The sequence below is a fragment of the Clostridium sp. AM28-20LB genome (assembly GCF_003480665.1).
Classification (GTDB): domain Bacteria; phylum Bacillota; class Clostridia; order Lachnospirales; family Lachnospiraceae; genus Otoolea; species Otoolea fessa.
On the sequence record NZ_QUJN01000001.1, the window covers coordinates 108,098 to 128,762 of the forward strand.

Here is a 20,665-nt window from a genome sequence, read left to right on the forward strand (position 1 = left end):
TTTTTCGGGGAGGTGCTTTGTGAAAAACAAACCTGCAAGGCAGCCATTACCGGATAAAATGTGACATAAGAAAGGATTTCATACAGATATGAACAGCATGAACATAAAGATCAAATATTTCACAGACGCCATTGACCGCCTCGCCTACATTGACGGCAAATCTGACTGGATCGACCTGCGTGCGGCGCGTGAGGTGGTGCTGAAAAAGGGTGATTTTGCCCTGATTCCGCTTGGCGTGGCGATGGAGCTGCCGAAGGGCTATGAGGCGCATGTAGTTCCGCGCAGCAGTACCTTTAAAAATTTCGGCATCATCCAGACCAATCATATGGGTGTGATCGATGAGAGTTACTGTGGAGACAACGATCAGTGGCATTTTCCGGCATATGCGCTGCGTGATACAGTGATCCATGTCAATGACCGCATCTGTCAGTTCCGCATCATGGAGCATCAGCCGAAGATCGTATTTGAGGAGACGGAGAAGCTTGACAATAAAGATCGCGGCGGGATCGGAAGTACGGGAAAGAATTAATAAAAAGGTTTGGTAAAAAATGAAGCAGATAAAGAGGTTAAAACGAGAAAAAATAAGGTTACTGTTCACGGGTAGGCACTTTTGGAACCGAAAGTGCCGTAAGAAAACGTGGTGGCAGCAGGAATTTGCCGTATTTGAATGCGAAGCCACGGCAAATTCCGTTACTGGTCACGTATGCGTGAACAGTAACAAAATAAGTCTTTTTCTGACAGCAGCGGTGCTTTCACTGGGCATCCTTTCCGGCTGCGGCGCTGAATCGAAGGAAGCGAAAGAAGCGCGTATGACCGGAATCGAGCAGTTAAATGCAGGTAATTATCAGGATGCGATCGATTCGTTTGGAAAAGCGCTGGATGAGAGCGATGGGATCGTCAATTCTTTTGAGCTGGATGTTTTAAAATACCGCGGCGAGGCAGAATACAAACTGGCGGATTATAAGGCGGCAGCGCAGACCTATGGAATTCTGGCGGAGGTAGACGGCGGAAAAGCGGAATACCTCTATTATAAAGCGGCATCGGAGGCAGCAGCCGGACAGGCGGAGGATGCCGAAAAGGATTTTGCGGCAGCGGAGGAAAAGGCGAAGAACAGCAAAAAGAGCAGCGCCACGGCTCCGGGTGTGAGTCTGGCGTTTACGGCGCTTGCGTCGGCGGCGCGGGATGCCGGGGATAGTGAGCTCGCAGCCCAGTACTGCAATCAGGCGATCGAGCGCGGCGTGTCGGGGCCGGAGATTTATAATCAACTTGCGATCAGTGAAATGGAGGCTGGCGATTATGAGAGCGCGATGTCCCATTATGAGGAGGCGCTTTCGCTGGCGGACAGTGAGACGGCGCTGGTAATCCGGCAGAATATTGCGGTTCTCTATGAGAAAGAGGGCGATTTTGCGAAGGCGCTGGAACAGTTTAAGGAGTGCCAGGCAGCCGGTGTGGACACACCGGAGGTGCAGAAGGAAATCCGTTTTCTGGAAAGCCGGTAAATATTGGAGGTAATATGGCAGAATTGTTCGATATGAAAGAATTGGAGGAGCGCGTCATTCTGGTGGCGGTCAGCACTTCAGATGAAGATGATACGGAGGCGTCCTTGGATGAGCTGGAGGAATTGGCGGATACCGCCGGGGCGACGGCGATCGGACGTCTGGTGCAGAACCGGGAGAAGATTCATCCAGGCACCTATCTGGGCAGTGGAAAGATCGGGGAACTGCGGGAGATGGTCTGGGAAATGGGCGCAACCGGTGTGATCTGCGACGATGAACTGTCCCCGGCACAGCTTCGCAATCTGGAATCGGCGCTGGATACGAAGGTAATGGACCGGACGATGGTCATTCTCGATATTTTCGCGGCGCATGCGACGACGAGCGAGGGAAAAATCCAGGTTGAGCTGGCACAGCTGCGTTACCGCGCAGCGCGCCTGGTCGGACTGCGCAGTTCCCTGTCCCGTCTGGGCGGCGGTATCGGTACGAGAGGACCGGGTGAAAAGAAACTGGAGATGGACCGCCGTCTGATTCATGAGCGGATCGGGCAGCTAAAGTCGGAACTGGAAGATGTCAAACGCCACCGCGAGGTGACGAGAAAACAGCGCGACCGGAAATATACGCTGTCGGCGGCGATCGTCGGCTACACGAATGCCGGTAAGTCAACGCTTTTAAACACTCTGACGGGTGCAGGAATCCTGGCACAGGATAAACTGTTTGCGACGCTGGATCCGACGACGCGTGGATTAAAGCTGGCGAGCGGACAGGAGATCCTGCTGACAGATACGGTCGGATTCATCCGCAAACTGCCGCACCATCTGATCGAGGCGTTCAAGAGTACGCTGGAGGAGGCACGTTATAGCGATATTGTCCTCCATGTGGTCGATGCGTCGAATCCGCAGATGGACACGCAGATGTATGTCGTATATGATACATTGCGTCAGCTGAAGATCGGCGATAAGACGGTGGTAACAGTCTTTAACAAGATGGATCAGGTGGAACAGCCGGAGACGCTGAAAGATCTGCATTCTGATTATCAGGTGCAGATTTCCGCGAAGACGGGCGCGGGGCTGGACGAGCTGAAGGATATTCTGGAAATGATTCTGCGAAACCGAAAGATTTATCTGGAAAAGGTATTTTCCTACCAGGAGGCTGGACGCATCCAGACGATCCGCAAATACGGTCAGCTTTTAAAAGAAGAGTACCGGGAAGATGGCATTTACGTGGAGGCGTATGTGCCGACGGAGCTCTACGCAGGGCTGATGCGCTAACAGGCAGATGATAGGTTACTGTGTTACGGTTCACGCATACGTGCCCAGTAACGGAATTTGCCGTGGCTTCGCATTTCAATACGGCAAATTCCTGCTGCCACCACGTTTTCTTACGGCACTTTTGAAACTGCCGGGAATTGACTTTTTATTTTAAATTTGTTAGAATGTAGCATATTTATGGCTGTACAGAATGCTGGAAGGCAGATGCGTACAGATCCATACGGTAAAGAGGTGTGCGGGGAAAAACCGTATGCCTCTTCTTCATGTTTTGGCGGACGCTAAGAAGTTGTTAAGATGAAGAGAAAAGAGATGACAGGGCGCAGGCTGCTTGTGTCGGATAGAATGACCGCACAAGTTTGCAGACATCTGGGATAAAGGAGTTAGAAGATACAGAATGGAACAGAAGGGACAAAACAGACAGGAACAGATTCTCGTCGGAATTGACGTTGGCTCAACGACGACGAAGGTGGCAGTGATGGAGGCGGCAACGGGGAAAGTCCTGTTTTCGGACTATACACGCCATCACTCGGATCAGCTTCAGAGTGTGTCGAGAGCTGTAAAATTGGTGAAAGAGACGCTTGCGGGGCGGTCATTTCTGACGGCGATGACCGGTTCGGGCGCAAAGCACCTCTCGGAAGAGCTGGAGATCCCTTATGTACAGGAGGTAGTGGCGAACTCGATCGCCTTGAAAGCCATGTACGGGGAAATCGGAACGGCGATCGAGCTGGGTGGACAGGATGCGAAGATTATCTTTTTCCAGGAGGATAAACGGACGGGCGAGCTGCAGGTCGCAGATATGCGGATGAACGGCAGCTGTGCTGGCGGTACAGGTGCGTTTGTGGATGAGATTGCTTCTCTTCTTAAGACGCCGGTTGAGGAATTTGACGCGCTGGCGGCACAGGGAACCACCGTATATGATATATCCGGACGGTGCGGCGTGTACGCCAAGACCGACATCCAGCCTCTTTTAAATCAGGGGGTTAAAAAATCAGATTTGGCGCTTTCCTCCTTCCATGCGATTGCTAAACAGACGATCGGCGGTCTGGCACAGGGACTTTCGATCGAGAAGCCAGTCGTCTTTGAGGGCGGTCCGCTGACCTTTAACCGGACGCTGGTGCGCGTGTTTGCTGAACGTCTGGACCTTCGGCCGGAGGAAATTTTAAGTCCGGACCGGCCGGAACTTCTGATTGCCTGCGGTGCGGCGCGTGCGGCAGTGAAGCTTTTTTCGAAGGAAGAGGCGCTCGCCACGGCAGACGGACTGTTAGATCGGATCGAGAAGGTGCGTGCGGCGCGCGAGGAAGCAAAGAAACAAAGTGAAGCCGGAAATGGCGATGAGATGGCGGAGGGCACGTTCCGTTCCCGTCCATTTTTTGCCGATCAGGCGGCGCAGACGGAATTTCAGGAGAGACACAGACGTCCGGAACGAAAAACAGTATATCCGCAGTCAGGCAGTACGCTGCGGGCATATCTGGGTATTGATTCGGGCAGTACGACGACAAAATTTGTCCTGTTAGATGAGAATGAGGAACTTCTGGATTCCTTTTATGCGCCGAATCAAGGCGATCCGCTGACGGTGGCAAAGAAAGCATTGATTGCGATGCGGGAAAAGTATGCGTCCCACGGCGTGCGGCTGGAGATTTTGGCAGCCGGGACGACCGGTTATGGAGAAATGCTGTTTTCACGTGCATTTTCGGCCGAGACACACGCGGTTGAGACGGTGGCACATGCGCGTGCGGCGGCAAAATACACGCCGGATGCGACGTTTCTTCTGGACATCGGCGGTCAGGATATGAAGGCAATCTGGCTGGACAATGGCGTTATCACAAATATTGTCGTGAATGAAGCCTGCTCATCCGGCTGTGGGTCGTTTTTGGAAAATTTTGCATCCTCCCTGCATATTCCGGCGCGGGAGATTGCTGAAAAGGCATTTTCTTCGCAGCATCCGGCTGCGCTCGGAAGCCGCTGTACCGTCTTTATGACGAGCAGTATCGTGACGGAGCAGAGAAATGGAAAGCTGCCGGAGGACATCATGGCGGGGCTGTGCCGTTCGATCATTGAAAATGTATTTACAAAGGTTATCCGTGTGTCGAACCTGGATTCTCTGGGAAAGAGGATTGTCGTACAGGGCGGAACGTTTGAAAATGATGCGGTTCTCTGTGCGCTGGAACAGTATGTCGGCCGCCCGGTGATCCGGGCGCCGTATCCGGGCATTATGGGGGCGATCGGTGCGGCGCTTTTAGCGAAGGAAGAAGCACAGAGCCGGAAACAGCCGCATTTTACCAGTTTGGATCAAATGGAGTCCCTGACCTGGCAGCAGGAGGCGAATGTGCCGTGTCCGTTCTGTATGAACCATTGTCAGCGTGCGGTGGTGCGGTTTTCGAATGGAACCTCATGGATCACGAACAACCGTTGTGAGCGGGGCGAGATTCTTGGCGATCCGAAGGATGTGAAGGTGCGCGAGCGACTGAAAATAGCGTCAGAAACCCGGAATAAAGTGCCAAATCTCTATAAATTGCGGGAAGAACTCCTGTTTGCAGATTATCTGGATCAAGCGGAAGAAGGGGATGCATCGTCTGCAAAAAGTCATTCAGAGCGGGCAGCCGCTAAGACTGGTCTTGTGCCGAATGCTGTGTCTGATACTGTGCGGCGAAATATAACCATCGGTCTGCCGCGCGTCCTTGCTTTCTGGGATACGATGCCGTTCTGGACGACGTTCTGGCGTTTTTTGGGCTTTGAGATTCAGATTTCATCCCCGAGCACGCACAAGATGTTTGAGGAAGGCTTAAGCGCGGTAACTTCAGATACCGTCTGCTTTCCGGCAAAACTGGTGCACGGGCATATCCGCGATCTGGTAAAGAAGAAAGTGGATCGTATTTTTATGCCGTCGATTGCGGCGATCGGATCGGAAAATACGGAATCAACGAGCGAGTCCATGTGTGCAGTCGTGAAGGGATATCCGCTTGTGATCCGCAACTCGGATTCTCCGGAGAAACAGTGGGGCATTCCGTTTGATGCACCGTTATTTTACTGGTACAGGGAGGAAGATAAAGAACGTCAGCTTATTACATATATGGAACAGACATTTTCCATCCAGCCGTCGGAAACGAAAAAGGCGGTTCTTGCAGGAAATGATGCGATGCGGCAGTTTGGGAGCCGCCTGAAAGAGGCGGGAGCGAAGGTTCTGGAAGAGGTGGAAAAAGAGGGGCGCTATGCGGTGGTGCTGGCGTCAAGACCGTATCAGAATGATGCGCTTGTCAACCACAGCCTGCCGGAGCTTTTGACCGAGTTCGGCGTTCCGGTTCTGACGGCAGATTCTGTTCCGGGCATTGAAAATGTGGATTTAAGCCACAGCCGTCTGGATGTCGTAAACAATTACCACGCGCGGATGCTGGCGTCCGCGGTTCTGGCGGCACAGAGCCAGAATCTGGAATATGTCCAGTTTGTAAGCTTTGGATGCGGGCATGACGCATATTTGTCGGATGAGATCCAGCGTATGATGCGGGAAATCTCCGGAAAATCACCGCTGATCCTGAAACTTGACGAGAGCGAGGTACAGGGACCGCTGCGGATCCGGGTGCGTTCCTTCCTGGAGACGATCAACATGCGGCGGAAGAAGCGGGAGATGGCGGAGAGGCTGCAAAACCAGCCTGGAACAAGCCGACAGGAGAATGCGGGCGGCGGAAATGAATGCGGGACGGCTGCGCTGGGACCAGACATTCAAAAATCCTGGCAGGTTCACGAACTTTCGGATCCATATTCGGTTAAATTTGAGGTGGAAGACCGCAAGAAGCGCACGGTTCTGGTCCCGAACACCTCCCACGCGTTCTGCCGGATTATGTCGGCGGCGTTGAAGACACAGGGAATCCGGGCAGTTCCGCTGGCGGTCGGCAGGGAAGAGGCGATCCGCCTCGGAAAGCAGTATGTCCACAACGATATCTGTTTCCCGGCGCAGATTGTCATCGGCGAGGCGCTGGCAGCACTTCGGAGTGGTCAGTATGTGCCATCTGAGACGGCGATCGGTATGGGAAAATACATCGGTGACTGCCGCCTGACCCATTACAGTGCGCTGCTTCGCAAGGCGCTTAACGACGCCGGCTACCCGGAGGTGGCGATTCTGACGAACGATGACGTCGATTATCATGATCTGCATCCGGGCTTCCGGATGAACCTTATGTCGGCGATCCGTCTGGCGGGAGCGCTTCCGATGATCGATATTCTGGAAGAGCTGCTTCGCAAGATCCGCCCGTATGAGAAGGTTTCCGGAAGCAGCGATCAGGCATTTGACGAGGCGATGGATTTCGTCGTGGATGGTCTGGAGCAACATGGGTTTTCAGGCGCTCTGCGAGGCTTTAAAAAGGCGATCCAGCGGATGAATGCGATCGAATATGACCGGAGCCAGCCGCGCCCGCGCGTCCTGATCATCGGCGAGTATCTCCTCAATTTCCATCCGGGCGCGAATCATGAGATTGAGCGCTACCTGGAGAAAAATGGATTTGAGATTATCGAGGCGCGGATGACGGATGTTATCCGGAAAACGTATTTCTGCCAGGATGAGCAGATTCGGACGTATCATCTGAAAAAGCCGTTTGTCAAGAAAAACTGGTATCATGTGGCGAACCGGGTATTTGACGCTGCGCACGCGGCAGCGGATCGGATAGCGAAACAGCATCCGCTCTATACGCCTGTCTGCCGCCTGCCGGAACTGGTAAAGGAAAGTGACCCGATCATCCCGCACACCTTTGATGCGGGCGAGGGCGTGCTGATTCCGGGCGAGATCCTGCACCATGCGGCGCATGGCTGCCGGGCATTTGTGATTTTACAGCCATTTGGCTGTCTGCCAAACCATGTGGTAGGACGCGGCATCGTAAAAAAAATGCGGGAAATGTACCCGGACGCCCAGATCCTGCCGCTTGACTACGATCCGGATGTGAGCTTTGCCAATCTGGAAAACCGCCTGCAGATGCTGATTATGAATGTGAAAGAAAGAAGCGTGGACACGGTTGCCCTGCCGGACGTGGGGCAGAGAAGCCCCGTGGAGACTATGAATAGAAAACAGAAAAACGCCGATAATAAAAAGCAGAAAGTTTCCTGATTTCGGGTTAGACAAAAATAGAAATCACATAAGCCCACGCGGCGGAAAGGGACAAGCTATGAAACATCTGGAAATTGAAAAGGTGATTGGACGGGAGATTGTTGATTCGAGAGGAAATCCAACAGTGGAGGCGGAGGTTTATCTATCAGACGGAAGCATAGGACGCGGCGCGGCACCGAGCGGTGCATCGACAGGTGAATTTGAGGCTCTGGAGCTGCGAGACGGCGACAAGTCGCGTTTCGGCGGAAAGGGCGTACAGAAAGCAGTCCAGAATGTGAATACCGTGATTGCAGAAGTATTAAAGGGCATGGATCCGGCGGACATTTATGCGGTTGATAAAGCGATGATCGAGGCGGACGGAACCAAGGATAAATCCAAGCTGGGCGCGAATGCGATCCTGGCGGCTTCGATCGCGAGCGCACGGGCGGCAGCCAATGCGTATGGTCTTCCGCTGTACCGTTTTCTCGGCGGCGTATCTGGAAACCGTCTTCCGGTCCCGATGATGAACATTTTAAACGGCGGCGCGCATGCGGCAAATACCGTCGATGTACAGGAATTTATGATTATGCCGGTTGGCGCGGAGAGCTTTTGCGAGGGACTCCGCTGGTGTACCGAGGTGTTCCATGTACTGGCAGCATTGCTTAAAGAGCGCGGACTGGCAACCTCTGTCGGTGATGAGGGCGGTTTTGCACCGGATCTGGGAAGTGACGAAGAAGCAATCCAGTGCATCTTAGAGGCAGTGGAGAGAGCCGGATATAAGCCGGGCGAGAGTTTTGTCCTGGCGATGGATGCGGCATCCAGTGAGTGGAAGAGCGGCAGGAAGGGCGAATATCTGCTTCCGAAGAGTGGCAAACACTTCACCTCCGAGGAGCTGATCGCACACTGGAAACAGCTCTGCGGGAAATACCCGATCGCCTCGATCGAGGATGGTCTGGACGAGGAGGATTGGGAAGGCTGGCAGAAGATGACCGCAGAACTCGGCGGACAGGTGCAGCTGGTCGGCGACGATCTGTTTGTAACAAATACCGAACGCCTGGAAAAAGGTATCCGTCTCGGCTGCGGCAATTCGATCCTGATTAAGCTGAACCAGATTGGATCCGTCTCCGAGACACTGGAGGCAATCAAGATGGCACATAAGGCAGGTTACACGGCGATTGTATCCCACCGTTCCGGCGAGACCGAGGATACGACGATCGCAGATCTGGCGGTCGCATTGAATACCTGCCAGATCAAGACGGGCGCACCGAGCCGGAGTGAGCGCGTGGCAAAATACAACCAGCTTCTGCGGATTGAGGAAGAGCTGGGAACCGGCGCACAGTATCCGGGGAATGCGGCGTTTAATAAAAAATGAGTTGTCTTTTTTACGGGATATCGTACAGACAAGCAATCTGTTACATTGCACAAAATGTGTGAGTTGTTCCGAAAACTAATGCATTTCCTCAGAAACAGACAAAAATCATCTGGGAAAATGCCGGATGGCGTCGAAACAAAGGAAAATAGAATACAACTTTGAAAAGGAATGCGTTTTACCGTACAACCAGGACGGAGAGAAACGTATTCCTTTTTGTTTTGCATAAGACCGAAAAAAGGAATATTGCTAAAAGTTTGACAATATTTTAAAAAATAATCGTTTTTATACGAAATTTATTGACAAAACAGTGGGAATGATTGTAAAATAACTGTAAAGCAAATATGAAAAAAGGATTTATTTTTTTTGAACGAATGGAAAAACGTTTTACCAAAGGAATGGTCCGGCGGATAACGTATTTCACATAAAAAGGAGGATGAAAGAATGAGAAAGAGAACATTAAGCATTGTACTTGCAGCAGCAATGTGTGCCAGCTTAACAGCCTGCGGCGGTGGCGGAAGTACTGCTGAGACAACGGCAGCTGACAGCAGCAATACCGAGACAAAGGCAGCCGACGCTTCAGAGAAATCTGACAAACCGCTTCGTGTGTGTGTTGTCTACACCGGCAACTTAGGTGATAAGAGCTACAATGACTCCTGCAACATGGGTGCACAGAAAGCAGTTGAGGATTTCGGCATCGAGCTTAAGAGCCTTGAGGGTACCACTGCTGAAGAGTGGAAAGCAAACCTACTTCAGGCTTGTGATGACGGCTACGATTTAATCATCGGTGCTTCTTCCAACATCGCAGATTATATCACTGAGAATGCATCCAGTTATCCGGATACCAAGTTTGCAGTTATCGATACAACCGTTGATCTGCCGAACGTTGAGTCCATCAGCTTTGCTCAGAATGAGGGCTCCTTCCTGGCAGGTGCGGCAGCAGCTATGTTCACCACCAAGACCGATATCCCGAATGTCAATGAAGATCATATCATCGGCTGGGTAGGCGGTATGGATATTCCGGTACTTCATGACTTCTATACAGGTTATGAGCAGGGCGCGAAGTATATCGATCCGGATATCAAGATTCTTCAGGCTTTTGCAGGAAGCTGGACGGATCCGTTAAAGGGTAAAGAGCTGACGTTAGCACAGTATGAGCAGGGTGCTGATATTGTCATGAACGTAGCATCCGGTACCGGTGTTGGTATTCTGGAAGGTGCAAAAGAAGCTGACAAATACGCAATCGGCGTTGACTTAAACCAGGATTCCGATCAGCCTGGACATGTTCTTACTTCCATGGTTAAGAGAGTTGATAATGCTTGCTATCTGGTTATCCAGTCTGCAGTAGAGGGAACTTTTGAGGGCGGCACAACCAAATATCTGGCATTGAAGGACGGCGGTGTCAGCCTGACCGATTTCTCTGTTATCAAAGAATCTCTGGGCGACAAATTCCCGCAGGATATCGTTGATAAGTGTGATGAGCTTGCCGAGAAGATCAAATCCGGCGAGATCGTAGTTGAAAACTATGAAGGATTTGGCCCACAGGCATAATTGATAAAGACAAGGCCGGGAGCGAGTGAAACCTGGCGGCGAAGGGGGATCTGAATTCTTTCAGGTTCCCCTTCATTTTCAACAAAATGTTTTTTCTTGGAAAGAGCCGTCAGGCATTTCCGGACGAGAGGGTGATCGAATGAACGAATACGTAGTGGAGATGAAAGGAATTGTCAAAAATTTCGGGCAGGTTCAGGCGGTAAAGCATGGTGAATTTACTCTGAAAAAGGGCGAGATTCATTCTCTGATTGGTGAAAATGGAGCTGGTAAATCCACCATGATGAAGCTTCTGTACGGCATGTATCCCATTGACGAGGGCGAGATTATCGTCAAAGGTGAACCGATGGGAACCATCACACCGAAGCTTGCAATTGAGCACGGTGTCGGCATGGTCCATCAGGAATTTATGCTGGTGAATGAGCTGACGGTTCTGGAGAATATTATTCTGGGATTTGAACCGAAAAAGGGATTGACAATTGACTTTGACAAGGCAAGAAAAGAAGTTAAAAAGTATATTGAACAGTATCATATGGACGTGCAGCTGGATAAGAAGGTAAGCCAGATTTCAGTAGGTGAAGCGCAGCGTGTCGAGATTATCAAGACATTGATGCGAGGTGCTGATATCATCATTCTGGATGAGCCGACAGCGGTTCTGACCCCTCAGGAGGCAGAACGTCTGTTTGAAATCCTGAACAATCTGAAACAGGATGGAAAATCCCTTGTCTTTATTTCTCATAAGCTGAATGAAGTTATGGCAATATCAGACCGCATCTCTGTGATGCGTCAGGGACAATATATGGGCACTGTTAATAAAGAGGAAACTTCTCCGCTGGATCTGACCAAACGAATGATCGGACGTGAAGTATTCTTAAACATTGATAAGGCTTATTCTGAGGCGGGAGATACGATTCTGGAGGTTCAGGATGTGTGGATTCCCAGCCAGAAGGAGACATCGAAGATCCGGGGCATGTCCCTGCATGTCAAGGCCGGTGAGATTGTCGGCGTGGCAGGTATCGATGGAAATGGACAGAGTGAGCTGGTTGAGGCGATCACCGGACTCCGCAAGGTAGAGAAGGGCAAGATCCTTCTTTGCGGCAAGGATATTACGAATCAGAGTCCAAGAAAAGTGAGAGAGAGCGGTCTTTCCCATATTCCGGAGGATCGAAATACAAGAGGTCTGAACCGTGCCATGACCATCGAGGAAAATCTGATCGCAGTCCGCCTGGATCAGCCTCCATTTACCAAGGGCATTATGATGAATAAATCAGGACAGGATACCTATGCAAAAGAAATGGTAGAACAGTTTGATATACGCCCGGCGGATTATAGTCTTCCTACATCCTCCTTATCCGGCGGCAATGCACAGAAGGTCGTAGTAGCCCGGGAGGTATCTCTTGGCAATAAGCTTCTGGTAGCATCCCAGCCTACCAGAGGTGTAGATATCGGTGCCATCGAACTGATTCGAAATACCCTGGAAAAGGCGAAAAAGGCAGGCGCCGGTGTTCTGTTGGTTTCGGCAGAATTGGAAGAGATTATCTCCCTTTCGGATCGTATCGTAGTTATCCATGAAGGTAAAATTACCGGCGAGATGAGGGCCGACGAGGCCAATGAAAACAATCTGGGTCTGCTTATGATGGGCGGTACAGACACAGGGAAGGACGGTGAAGCAGCAGTATGAATCAGACATTAAATGGTATTCGAAGGATTCTTATTACGATACTCGTTGCGATGGGTGTCGGTGCGCTGTTTATCATAGCCATCGGGGAAAATCCCATTGATGCATATGCGGCGCTGTTCCGCGGTGCTTTTGACGGAAAGCTCCGTCTGGGCACAACCTTGGCAGGATTTACTCCGCTGCTGCTGACATCCATTGCCTTTGCAGTTGCAGCAAAAGCAGGTGCTTTTAACGTAGGTGTTGAGGGCGAGGTTTTCTTGGGCGGTATCACAGCTGCTTATATCGGCATCAACTGGACCTTCCTTCCGAAGCCGGCTCTGTATGTGGCCTGCTTCGTAGGTGCGATGGTGGTAGCAGCTGCCTGGGCCTTTATTCCGGCGATTTTGCGTGCCTATTATAATGTAAATGAAGTATGTACCACCATTTTGATGAACACAGTAGCCCTTTATATCACATCTTATCTGGTCAGCGGACCTATGAGTGCTGGTACTGCTAATGCTCAGTCCCTGCCGGTTACGGTAAGACTGTATCAGTTTATGAAACCCAGCAGTGTCAACGTTGGTATTTTCATCGCAGCCATCACCGTGATTGTGATTATTTTTATGCTTCAGAAAAGCAGCTGGGGCTACAAGATCCGTACCGTCGGCCTGAATCCGACCCATGCGGATTATGTGGGAATTGATTCCAAAAAGGTATTTGTCGGTGCTATGATGCTTTCCGGTATGTTAGGCGGCATGGCAGGCTGCATCGAGGTTCTGGGTGTTCACGGATATTTCCTGAACAACTTCGCAACTGGACTTGGAAGCAATGGTATGCTGGCAGCTCTGATTGTAAAGAACAGCATGGTTTCAACTCCATTTATGGCATTTTTCCTGGCAGTTTTAAAATCAGGTGCTATGGGAATGCAGCAGTCAACCGGTGTACCAAAATCGCTGGTTGATACCATTACAGCAGTTTTCATTATCATAGCGACCATGGAGACTGCATTCCAGTTTACAAAGAAACGTAAAAAGAAAACGGAGGGGAAGAAGGAGGATAAGGCATGAATGCGATAATGCAGAATTTTGATAAAATCTTTAATGCGTCGCTGATTTATGCAACGTTTCGTTCAGCGACTCCGATCATCTTTGCCGCTCTTTGTGCGGCAATCACCCAGCAGGCCAATATCTTAAATATCGGTACTGAGGGTATCATGCTGGTAGGTGCTTTTACAGCAGTAGCGGTCAGCTACTTTACCGGAAGCTGGCTGTTAGGTATCATCGCGGCGATGATCGCGGGTGCTGTGATTGCGATGATCATGGCGGTCGGTCACATCCGTTATAACTCTGAGATCTGTGCGATCGGTATGGGTATCAACTTGCTGGCGCTGGCGCTCACAAAATTCATGGTAAATGCGATCTTCCACAGCACCGGCAGTTTTTCCAGCCCGGACATCAAAGCAATTCCGCGTGTGTCGCTCGGATTTTTAGACAATCTGCCGGTGGTTGGCGACCTGTTTAACAACTGGTGTGTGACCGAGTGGTTTGCCATCGTTCTGATTATTCTGCTTCAGTTCTTCTTTTATAAGACTGTATGGGGACTGCGTCTGCGTGCGGTGGGGCAGTTTCCGGAAGCAGCCAAGACGGCAGGTATCAAGGTAAATGCAATCAAATATCAGGCGATGCTGCTTTCTGGTCTCATCGGTGGTCTGGCAGGTGCACATCTTTCCCTGGGATACAGTACCCAGTTTATCGAGAACATGACCAATAACCGTGGTTTCATGGGCGTTGCAGCCATGTATTTCGGCGGCGCGAACCCGGTTCTGACCACACTGGGCTGTCTGCTCTTTGGATTTTCAGATTCCGTCGGTGCCCGTCTCCAGGCATATGGCATTCCATCCCAGTTCGTTCTGATGATGCCGTATATCGTGACCATTGCGGTACTGGCAATTTCCATGATTGCGAAGATTTCAACCAACAAGAAGAGAGAATCTTCCCTGCATGTGGGAAGCTGATGATGAAGAAAGATAAAACACTATAAGGAGGACATAATCAGATGGAAAAGACAAAAATTATTCTTGACTGCGATCCGGGACATGATGACGCGGTCGCGATCACGCTGGCGGCGAACAGTGACAAGATCGATCTGTTAGGTATTACAGTCGTAGCAGGCAACCAGACGCTGGAGAAAACGCAGATTAATGCGAGAAATGTGTGCCAGTGGCTCGGTGTGGATGTGCCAGTGTATGCGGGCTGCGGACAGCCGATGGTGCGTGAAAAAATGATAGCGGGCGATATCCACGGTGAAACAGGGCTGGATGGTCCGGTTTTCCCGCCGCTGACAAAAGAATTAGAGAAAGAGCATGCAGTCAATTTCATCATCAAAACCCTGATGGAGTCCGACGGCGATATCACGATGGTGACAACCGGTCCGATGACCAATCTGGCGATGGCGATGCGGATGGAACCGGCGATTATTCCGAAGATCAAACAGATCGTCCTGATGGGAGGCGCGTATACCAATGGTAACGTAACTCCAGCAGCAGAGTTCAATATCATCGCCGATGCGGATGCAGCATATGTATGCTTTACCAGCGGACGCCCAATCACGATGATGGGTCTGGATGTTACCCGCAAGGTACTGTGCTATCCGGAGATCGTTGACCGGATGGAGAAGATAGGCAATAAGGCATCCAAGCTCTTTGCGGATCTGATGCGCTTCTTCTGCAAGACCCAGAAAGAGGTATTTGGCTGGGAAGGCGGACCTCTGCACGATCCGGTTACGATCGCATGGCTGATTGATCCGAGCGTTGTGACCCTGAAACCGATGCATGTGGACATTGACATCCGCAGCGTCCAGTCCTACGGACGTACTAACTGCGATTTCTTCGGTTACGGCGGACAGGAGCCGACTGCAAACGTAGCGATCGATATCGATGCGGCGAAGTTCTGGGATATCGTTGAGGCAGGGCTGAGAAGATACAGCGAGGCATAGTTCATAATACTTGTGTTCGGAGGCAGATATAGATGAGAGACCTGAAAGAAGTTTTAGAGCAGAACAAAGAGAAATATATCGAAGAACTCAAGAATCTGGTGGGAATTGATACTCATGACTTAGGGCACGGAATCGACGGTGGTCTGGAGAAACAGGGACAGGAGTATATGGTAAACCTGTTTGAATCGATGGGAGCCGACGAGATCACGGTGGATCCGATGGATGAGGCTGTGATTCAGGAAAGCTACAAAAAGCATCAGGAAGGAAACCTGGGGCACAACCAGACCGACCGTGCCAATGTCTATGCGACATTTAAAGGAAAACAGGGCGGAAAAAGCCTGTTATTTAACGGTCATATTGACGTTATGCCGGCGGAGATGGAAGACGGCTGGACGAACCCGCCGTTTGAGCCGGTAATTCGGGATGGCAAGATGTACGGACGCGGCTGCACGGATATGAAGGGCGGTCTGATGGCATCGGTGATGGCGGTAAAGCTTTTGCAGGATGCCGGGTATGAGCTGCCGGGCGATGTGACAATTACCTCCGTGTGTGACGAGGAAGGCGGAGGCAATGGCTCGATCCAGGCGGTAATGCGCGGTCTGAAAGCCGACGGCGTTGTCAACTGCGAGCCGACCGACGATACCCTGATTCTGGCGCATATGGGCTGGGTATTCTTTAAGGTTGATTTTGAAGGAAAAGCGTGCCATTCCGGTGCAAAAGCCGAGGGCGTCAGCGCGATCGAGAAGGCGATCAAAGTAATTCAGGGGTTAAATGAGATGGAGCACCGCTGGCTTCTGACGATCCGCCACCGCCTGCTTCCGCCGCCGAGCTTAAATATTGGCGTGATCGAGGGTGGAACCGCCGGTTCTACCGTGCCGGGCGAGTGCAGTTTTTCTACCTGCGTCCACTATGTTCCGACCCTGATGAATCAGGATATGGTTGTAAAGGAATTTACAGAGGTCGTTGAGCGGATCAGCCGTTCCGATGCGTGGATGGAGGCACATCCGCCGAAGATTTCCATTTACCAGACCGGACACGGGTTTGAGATGGAGGAGGATCATCCGCTGGTAGACACCTTTAAGGAGGCGTACAGTGAGGCACTTTCGCGCAGCGTGAAGGTGGAAGGATCCCATTTTGGCTGTGATTCCCGCCTGTGGCGCAACATTGCCGGATGCCCGACGATCCAGTACGGACCGGGCGAGGGCGCACAGTGCCATACCGTGGATGAGTGGCTGAAGCTCGATTCCTATCTGGAAGCGATTCTGGTGTATGCGAAACTGATTCTTTCCTGGGGAGAGAAGAAATAAGGAATTGATAAATATATAAGGAGATAAAAACATGAGCAAGAAAGTTTTACTGGCAGGCGAGTCCTGGATGAGCTATACAACCCATGTTAAGGGATTTGATTCATTTTACACTTCTACCTATGAAACCGGTGAAAAATGGCTGAAAGCAGCCCTTGAGGCAGGTGGTTATGAGGTGACATTCCTTCCAAACCATCTGGCAAATGAAGAATTTCCATTTACAATGGAAGAACTGAAACAGTATGATCTGGTAATTCTGTCCGATATCGGAGCGAACACCCTGCTTCTGCCGGGTGCTACGTTTAACCGTAGTGAGAAAATGCCGAACCGCTGCAATCTGATCCGCGACTATGTCAACGATGGCGGCGCTCTTCTGATGGTCGGCGGCTATCTGACCTTCTCCGGCGTGGATGCAAAGGGCAAATGGCATGACACAGCCGTACAGGAGGTTCTTCCAGTCGAGGTTCTGACGGTCGATGACCGTATGGAACACTGCGAGGGTGTAAAACCGGTAACCGTGGGCGAGCATGAAGCTTTAAAGGGCATTCCGACCGACTGGCCGGAGGTTCTCGGTTACAATAAGGTAATCGCAAAACCGGAGGCAGAGGTTCCGGTTACTGTAGAGGGCGATCCGTTTATCGCGTTTGCTTCTTATGGAAAAGGGCGCAGCGGTGTTGTCACAACCGACTGTGCACCGCACTGGGCACCGCCGGAATTCTGCGAGTGGGAATACTACAATAAATTGTGGCAGAATATCGCAGACTGGCTGATTCAGAAATAAGATAGCAGGAAAAAGGAGAGCGCGTATGGACGGAGCGGTGGAACTTTTAAAAGAGCTTCTGACCATTCGGAGTGTCAATGGACGGGATGACGAGGGAGCAGTGGCAGAATATTTGTGCAAGTATTTCGAACAATCGGGAATTTCTGCACATATACAGCGGATTGACGCGACACATGCCAATGTGCTGGCGGAGCTTGAGGGGGAGTCGGATGACGCTCCGATCTTCTGGAACGGGCATCTGGACACGGTTCCTTACGGAGATACCGGAGAATGGAAGACTGACCCGGCGGTTCCGGTGGAACGGGACGGTTTTCTCTATGCCCGCGGTGCCAGCGATATGAAGAGTGGGCTTGCCGCGATGGTGTACGCGCTCTGTGAATATAAAAAATCCGGTCGTCCGGTGCCGCGTACGATCCACTTCCTCGGAACCTGTGATGAGGAAAAGGGCGGCATCGGCGCCAGAGAGATCTTAAAGGAAGTCCCGGAGACGTCGATTGGAACGCTTTTGATAGGAGAACCGACGGGATGCAGACTGGGCGTGGCGCAGAAAGGCTGCCTGTGGCTGGAGATAGAAGCACACGGAAAGACGAGCCACGGGGCATACCCGCAGGAGGGCTGCAATGCCGTGGAACAGGCGATGGCGCTGACAGGTGAGATTGAAACATATGTGAAAAGCTTCACACACCCGGTTCTCGGCGCATCAACCGCGCAGGTAACGCAGATTTCCGGCGGCGTGGCGCCAAATATGACGCCGGATAACTGCCGGATTCTCATGGATATCCGTATGACACCGGGACTGACAAGCCAGATGGTAGTCGGTCAGGCGGAGGCGTTTGCGGCGGCGCGTTCCGTTACATCAGAAGAAAAATTCCGCGTCAGCTGCCGGATTGTCAATGACCGACGGGCGATCGAGATTGGAGAATCCCATCCGCTTGTGAAACAGCTCTCGAAGGGACTGGAGAAAAAAGGGCTTCCGGTGGAGACGACTGGGATTAATTTCTTTACAGATGCTTCGATCCTGGTGGAACACAAGCTGGATGCAGCCGTTCTCTTATTTGGTCCGGGCGAGGCAGGCATGGCGCATAAGCCAAATGAGCGGGTCGAGATAGAAAAATATCAGAAATCCATTCAGGTTCTCATGGATCTGATCGCATCGGAGGTGGATGAGTGAGGGCAACCATCAAGGATATTGCCGCTGAGACTGGTTTTTCTGTGACGACAATCTCACTGGTTCTCAATGGAAAAGGATATAAGATCTCGGATGAGACAAAGAATCAGATCCTAGCGAAGGCGCGGGAACTGAATTATCGTCCGAACCAGCTCGCGGTCAGTCTGGTAAAGCGGCAGAGCAAGACCATAGGATTTATCGTCCCGGATATTTCCAATGTATATTTTGCCAATATGGCGCGCGCGATCGATGAGGCGTGCCGCGAAAATGGTTGGAGTGTGATTCTCTGCAACACGAATGATAATTATGACCGGGATCGCGAGTATATCGATCTTCTGGCGGATAAAGGCGCGGACGGCATTGTGTTTATCATGGCTAAAGATAATACGCGGGAGATGGCGGCGGAGGAGATTGATTATCTGGAATCGATCCACATACCCTATGTGGTAGTTGACCGGATCCCGGAGCTTCGGAATTGTCCGGCGGTCGGTACCGACCATGAGATCGGCGGTTATCTGGCGGCGCGCCATCTGTTAAGTCTTGGACACCGGCGGATTGCCTGCGTCGTGGGACCGCATGCGACCCAGATGGATTCGGAGGCGCGTTACCATGGCTACTGCCGGGCGATGGAGGAGGCGGGAATTCCGGTGGATGAACGTCTCGTCTGTGTCGGCGAGTATACGCAGGAGGGCGGCGCGGCGGCAGTCGAACAGCTCATTTCACAGGATTTTACGGCGATTTTCGCCTGCAACGACGCTTCAGCGTATGGCGTATGCAGAAAACTCAAGGAATATAGAAAGAAAGTGCCGGAAGATGTTTCGGTCGTCGGATACGATGACGTTTTCTATGCCCGGATGCTGGAGGTGCCGCTGACAACGATACGGCAGCAGGTACGGGAGATGGGAAGAGAGGCGGTAAGGCTGCTTCTGAAACAGATACGGGAACATAAAAGACCGGAGAGCAAGGTGATCTTTGCGCCGGAACTGGTAGTACGGGAGAGTACGGCGCGAATACAGCCGTCTTAAGCGATACATCAAAGATGCCGGCGGCAGATTTTGAAGGAATTGGTCAAGGAGGGGAGCAGAGTGAAGGTATTGAATTTTGGTTCACTGAATATTGATTATACGTATCAGGTGGATCATTTTGTAAGAGCGGGAGAGACGATGTCCTCCGAGTCGCTGCAGGTATTCAGCGGCGGCAAAGGGCTGAATCAGTCGATCGCGCTGAGCAAGGCGGGCGCAGACGTATGGCACGCCGGAGCTGTCGGATCCGGGGATGGAGATTTCCTTATCGAGCAGATGAAGAAGGCGGGCGTCCACACGGAGCTGATCGAGCATCTCGACGGGCAGACAGGACACGCGATCATCCAGAAAGATCCGGCAGGGCAGAACTGCATTCTGCTGTATGGCGGTGCCAACCAGCGGATCACGAAGGAAATGGTGGATCGCGTCCTGACACAGTTTGAGGCGGACGATTTCCTGATTTTACAGAATGAGATCAGCGAGAACGGCTATATCATGGAGAAAGCCCATGAAAAAGGCATGAAGATCGTTCTGAATCCGTCCCCGATGAATGCGAAGATCCTGTCCTATCCGCTGGAATATGTGGATTACTTCTTATTAAATGAGGTGGAGGCGTCGGATATCTGCGGCATTGAGGCAACCAAAGATCCGCAGGCGCTGATGAACGGACTGGTAAAACGATTCCCGGAGGCGAAGATTGTCCTGACACTCGGCGGCGATGGTTCCGTGTACCGCGATGGCGACACAGTCCTTCGTCAGGGAATCTATAAAGTGCCGGTTGTGGACACGACAGCGGCAGGCGATACATTTACCGGTTATTTTATCGGCGGCTTACAGCTCGGTGAAGACCCGAAGACGGCGCTGGAACATGCGGCAAAAGCGGCAGCGATCGCCGTTTCCCGCCCAGGAGCAGCTCCGTCGGTGCCGAACCGGGAGGAAGTCGAGACGTTTGAAGGATAAAAAGCACCTGAAAACTTGTCTTTTAAA

General features: G+C 51.6%; 15 protein-coding genes. All 15 read left to right on the plus strand.

Annotated elements, in window-relative coordinates:
- Window positions 1-97 precede the first annotated feature (97 nt).
- The 15 genes from DW739_RS00525 to DW739_RS00595 all read left to right on the plus strand — a co-directional run bounded on the left by DW739_RS00525 (window position 98) and on the right by DW739_RS00595 (window position 20,638).
- Entirely contained in the window at window positions 98-529 is a 432-nt protein-coding gene (locus tag DW739_RS00525) for a dUTP diphosphatase (RefSeq protein WP_117795742.1), read from the plus strand.
- A gap of 178 nt (window positions 530-707) precedes the next feature.
- Window positions 708-1,499 (plus strand): tetratricopeptide repeat protein, encoded by a 792-nt coding sequence (locus DW739_RS00530; protein WP_243023704.1) that lies wholly within the window; start codon window positions 708-710, stop codon window positions 1,497-1,499.
- Between the two features lie 14 nt (window positions 1,500-1,513).
- Window positions 1,514-2,764, plus strand: coding sequence for a GTPase HflX (hflX, locus tag DW739_RS00535; RefSeq protein ID WP_117795120.1), 1,251 nt, complete (start codon window positions 1,514-1,516; stop codon window positions 2,762-2,764).
- Between the two features lie 394 nt (window positions 2,765-3,158).
- Complete coding sequence (locus tag DW739_RS00540) at window positions 3,159-7,856, plus strand: acyl-CoA dehydratase activase (RefSeq protein ID WP_118742449.1); 4,698 nt, start codon at window positions 3,159-3,161, stop codon at window positions 7,854-7,856.
- A 58-nt stretch (window positions 7,857-7,914) separates the two neighbouring features.
- Window positions 7,915-9,207: a phosphopyruvate hydratase gene (eno, locus tag DW739_RS00545; RefSeq protein WP_118742450.1), complete on the plus strand. Its 1,293-nt coding sequence runs from the start codon at window positions 7,915-7,917 to the stop codon at window positions 9,205-9,207.
- Between the two features lie 441 nt (window positions 9,208-9,648).
- Window positions 9,649-10,755, plus strand: coding sequence for a BMP family ABC transporter substrate-binding protein (locus tag DW739_RS00550; protein ID WP_107001569.1), 1,107 nt, complete (start codon window positions 9,649-9,651; stop codon window positions 10,753-10,755).
- Window positions 10,756-10,894: 139 nt separating this feature from the next.
- Entirely contained in the window at window positions 10,895-12,433 is a 1,539-nt protein-coding gene (locus DW739_RS00555) for an ABC transporter ATP-binding protein (RefSeq protein WP_118742451.1), read from the plus strand.
- A complete protein-coding gene (locus tag DW739_RS00560; protein ID WP_118742452.1) occupies window positions 12,430-13,476 on the plus strand; it encodes an ABC transporter permease in 1,047 nt (348 codons plus the stop codon). Before DW739_RS00555 ends, DW739_RS00560 begins: the two co-directional genes overlap by 4 nt.
- Window positions 13,473-14,423 (plus strand): ABC transporter permease, encoded by a 951-nt coding sequence (locus DW739_RS00565; RefSeq protein WP_243023440.1) that lies wholly within the window; start codon window positions 13,473-13,475, stop codon window positions 14,421-14,423. Before DW739_RS00560 ends, DW739_RS00565 begins: the two co-directional genes overlap by 4 nt.
- 41 nt (window positions 14,424-14,464) lie before the next feature.
- On the plus strand, window positions 14,465-15,403 hold the full coding sequence (locus DW739_RS00570; protein ID WP_022359767.1) for a nucleoside hydrolase: 939 nt from the start codon (window positions 14,465-14,467) through the stop codon (window positions 15,401-15,403).
- 32 nt (window positions 15,404-15,435) lie between these two features.
- Complete coding sequence (locus DW739_RS00575; RefSeq protein WP_118467445.1) at window positions 15,436-16,710, plus strand: ArgE/DapE family deacylase; 1,275 nt, start codon at window positions 15,436-15,438, stop codon at window positions 16,708-16,710.
- Window positions 16,711-16,741: 31 nt separating this feature from the next.
- Window positions 16,742-17,488 (plus strand): glutamine amidotransferase, encoded by a 747-nt coding sequence (locus tag DW739_RS00580; RefSeq protein ID WP_118472469.1) that lies wholly within the window; start codon window positions 16,742-16,744, stop codon window positions 17,486-17,488.
- A 25-nt stretch (window positions 17,489-17,513) separates the two neighbouring features.
- Complete coding sequence (locus tag DW739_RS00585; RefSeq protein ID WP_118742453.1) at window positions 17,514-18,659, plus strand: M20 family metallopeptidase; 1,146 nt, start codon at window positions 17,514-17,516, stop codon at window positions 18,657-18,659.
- Window positions 18,656-19,681 (plus strand): LacI family DNA-binding transcriptional regulator, encoded by a 1,026-nt coding sequence (locus DW739_RS00590; protein WP_117795132.1) that lies wholly within the window; start codon window positions 18,656-18,658, stop codon window positions 19,679-19,681. Before DW739_RS00585 ends, DW739_RS00590 begins: the two co-directional genes overlap by 4 nt.
- Window positions 19,682-19,741: 60 nt before the next feature.
- Window positions 19,742-20,638 carry a ribokinase gene (locus DW739_RS00595; RefSeq protein WP_118742454.1) on the plus strand — a complete coding sequence of 299 codons (897 nt, stop codon included), beginning with the start codon at window positions 19,742-19,744 and terminating at the stop codon, window positions 20,636-20,638.
- Window positions 20,639-20,665: the final 27 nt, after the last annotated feature.

Excerpts from the sequence above, each read along its gene's own strand:
- DW739_RS00555 (WP_118742451.1), top strand. The coding sequence starts at position 10,895 with ATGAACGAATACGTAGTGGAGATGAAAGGAATTGTCAAAAATTTCGGG.
- DW739_RS00525 (WP_117795742.1), top strand. The coding sequence starts at position 98 with ATGAACATAAAGATCAAATATTTCACAGACGCCATTGACCGCCTCGCC.
- DW739_RS00585 (WP_118742453.1), top strand. The coding sequence starts at position 17,514 with ATGGACGGAGCGGTGGAACTTTTAAAAGAGCTTCTGACCATTCGGAGT.
- DW739_RS00550 (WP_107001569.1), top strand. The coding sequence starts at position 9,649 with ATGAGAAAGAGAACATTAAGCATTGTACTTGCAGCAGCAATGTGTGCC.
- DW739_RS00560 (WP_118742452.1), top strand. The coding sequence starts at position 12,430 with ATGAATCAGACATTAAATGGTATTCGAAGGATTCTTATTACGATACTC.
- DW739_RS00540 (WP_118742449.1), top strand. The coding sequence starts at position 3,159 with ATGGAACAGAAGGGACAAAACAGACAGGAACAGATTCTCGTCGGAATT.
- DW739_RS00565 (WP_243023440.1), top strand. The coding sequence starts at position 13,473 with ATGAATGCGATAATGCAGAATTTTGATAAAATCTTTAATGCGTCGCTG.
- hflX (WP_117795120.1), top strand. The coding sequence starts at position 1,514 with ATGGCAGAATTGTTCGATATGAAAGAATTGGAGGAGCGCGTCATTCTG.
- eno (WP_118742450.1), top strand. The coding sequence starts at position 7,915 with ATGAAACATCTGGAAATTGAAAAGGTGATTGGACGGGAGATTGTTGAT.
- DW739_RS00570 (WP_022359767.1), top strand. The coding sequence starts at position 14,465 with ATGGAAAAGACAAAAATTATTCTTGACTGCGATCCGGGACATGATGAC.
- DW739_RS00580 (WP_118472469.1), top strand. The coding sequence starts at position 16,742 with ATGAGCAAGAAAGTTTTACTGGCAGGCGAGTCCTGGATGAGCTATACA.
- DW739_RS00575 (WP_118467445.1), top strand. The coding sequence starts at position 15,436 with ATGAGAGACCTGAAAGAAGTTTTAGAGCAGAACAAAGAGAAATATATC.